The organism is Leuconostoc sp., assembly GCF_965300815.1.
The window spans coordinates 1-2,668 of sequence record NZ_CBDKZH010000148.1; the positions used below are offsets into that span (position 1 = coordinate 1).

The following is a 2,668-nucleotide window of genomic DNA, read 5'->3' on the forward strand; positions in this document are numbered from 1 at the left end:
AAGCCAATTTATTGTGTCGTGCCTTCAGGTTCAAATCAGCGGTGTAGTAATCCAATGAAAACTTTTTGCCAAGTAGTTTGTAAGCCATCGGTAAGGAATAATTTTCTGTAGCAAAAATTGGTAACGGGCGCACATCTTGCCCCTTTTTATCCGTTCGTTTGATGGTTCGAATCGTAATCATCTCACGCGGTGTTAATTCACTAATTTCTTTTGCATCCAGTAGCCGGACTTTATTGAGTTGCACCATTCGGTTACCACGGTCTTGGCGATCAAGTCCAATCTGTGAATTAACCGACTCCGTTTGCACCTCAATTTCACCTAACTGTTTTGATAATGCTTCATTAGTTTGTTCATCATTACTTAAAATGTGGAACCAATTTCCTGTGTTACCGTTAATATCATTAGTTTCCATCTCAGAATAATGCAGCCGTGGTTGGGTCAACGTCTGAATATACAAATCAACTAAATGACCATAAGTTAAGCCACGCGTCAAAATATTAGTAAAACCTGGAATACGTGGGAACATTGAAAACTCATTGAGTTTGTAGAGAATCCAATTATCCATCTTACGACGCGTAATCCGTGAAGCAATATCAGTATTAACCGAGAAAACTTGTGAGATGAACAAACTTGCCAAAGCTGAGAAGTCATCATTTGATTGTGGGGTCACAATGAATACAGCCATTGGTCGTTCACTATAACGTAGTTCAACTTCTGGTTTTTCTGTTGTACCAATTGCTTTAAGAGTATTGATTAAGCACTTAATCTCTGGTTGCTTAGAATACTTGTCTAGTTTTAATTGCCCATTTAAACGTCGACGTTGAACGATTTGCCCGTTTAGTATATAGCGAAGTTTACGTTTCTGGACCGCGTTACCTGACTGATCTAAATTCAGTTCAATTTGCCATTCTGCGGGTAGCTTATGGTGAATTGGGTAAGTCAATACACCAGACTGAGAAATCGTTAGTTTGTCCTTCTCAAGTGGCTTATGCTTATCTTTATCAAAAATGTTGACGCCGACATGAAGTCCAGCAAAAGATTTTGAAAATTTGAATTTAAGTATTCTTGGAAAACCAAGATCAGTCAAGTTAATCGTATTAAACGATGTTAAACGTGTAATGGATTCAGATGCAAACAGGTTCAAACGATTCATCACAGAGAATGAGATAGATGACTTTGTATCACCAGTGGCGGACAAATATTCAGAGGCGTTTAAGCGAATCATATTTCGGACTGGTGTTCTAGGTAGTGTTCCAAGCATATTAATATATTTGGTTAAACCATCACCCTCACTATCGGAAAAATGGCTCATATCATTAATAAATTGCAGCACATTGGCAATCGTCACCATGGACTTGTCTTGATGTCTGACCGCAATATCCAAAACCGCAAGCATTACGGATCGAATGGTACTTTCTGCAGCACTATCCCAAATATCCTTCTGAGTCGTTTCTTCACCAGCAGAACCACCAATAACTTGAACTACCTTACTCAGTTCCGTATTAACGTTGTCCCAATCGCCATCAAAAGCATAATCAATGGCTAGTTCTAGTGGATTCCAGGATTCTGACTCACTCGGCTCCATAATGTTGAGTAATCGGACATCATATCCTGCTTCACGTAGTGCCTGAAAACTCATTTTGGCATCTTCATTTTTCGCATCGGTATCAACAATATTCCACTTTACCTCTGCCCGTCGAATAATGTCAATTAAGGGATAACCACGCATCTGATCCTTTGATGATCGCGTCATACCAGTTGTTTTTGAGTGTGTATTACTCGTATCAACCCAATAAAAACCTTCAAACCCACCCTTTACAGTCAATTGGTTTTTGTAGAGGTTTGGGAAACGTGCGATTAAAGTTGGTCTCAACCGCTTATAAATTCCAGAAAATTCTAGTGAATTCATTCCGAGTGGTCGCTTAACCCACTGAATTGCCCAAAGAAATGGATGAAACATAAAGAATTCAAGTGTGTAGCCTGAAGTATGTAGTACGGGCTGACCTGGTGTACCTGAATAAAATTTATTACGATCAGGTACTAATTTATATGTCGCATCAACTTCTCTGACTGTGGCAAAACGGTTCGTATTACGTGTCAGATCACGAAATGTCTGATACCAGTCATACACTTTTCCAAGTGCCCATAATTTCTCAAATAGAAGAAACATAATCAACATAAAAATTGTCGTGACAATGGTTAGGCGTCCAAAAATACTAAACATATTTGCTGGCATAAATACCGCTTTTGCCATATTCAGGAAATCTTCCTGGTTGGGTGATTGCCAGATATCGCTTCGCAAATAATTACCAAAAGTGGATAGATAACTACCAGTGACGCGAATTAGGAAGTCTAACAAAATTGTGCAGTAGATGACGAAAGCATAAACAAATAAGGTACTTAAAATGCCATATAACGTTAAAAACCAAGTACGGCCACGTAAACGTATATAGTTATGCCGCATAAATTGGCGTTCCGCCTGATAGTTTCTACGAAATAAACTCATTATCACCCTCCTTCATTGTGGAGAACACAATTTGCCAATCACCATACGGGCTATTAGTTGGTGGATTACCTAATGCACGGAAGACGAAAGTATCAAAATCCGGATAATCGCCTTTTCTTTTGGACATAATGACTTCTGCCACTGGATCAGACACGTATGTTG

At 39.1% G+C, this 2,668-nt stretch carries 1 protein-coding gene; it reads right to left on the minus strand.

The annotated features are described in order from the left end of the window. Positions 1–2,506, minus strand: a 2,506-nt coding sequence (locus tag ACW12G_RS07445) for a type IV secretory system conjugative DNA transfer family protein (RefSeq protein ID WP_455647658.1), incomplete at its 3' end; no start/stop codon positions are given. Positions 2,507–2,668 lie beyond the last annotated feature (162 nt).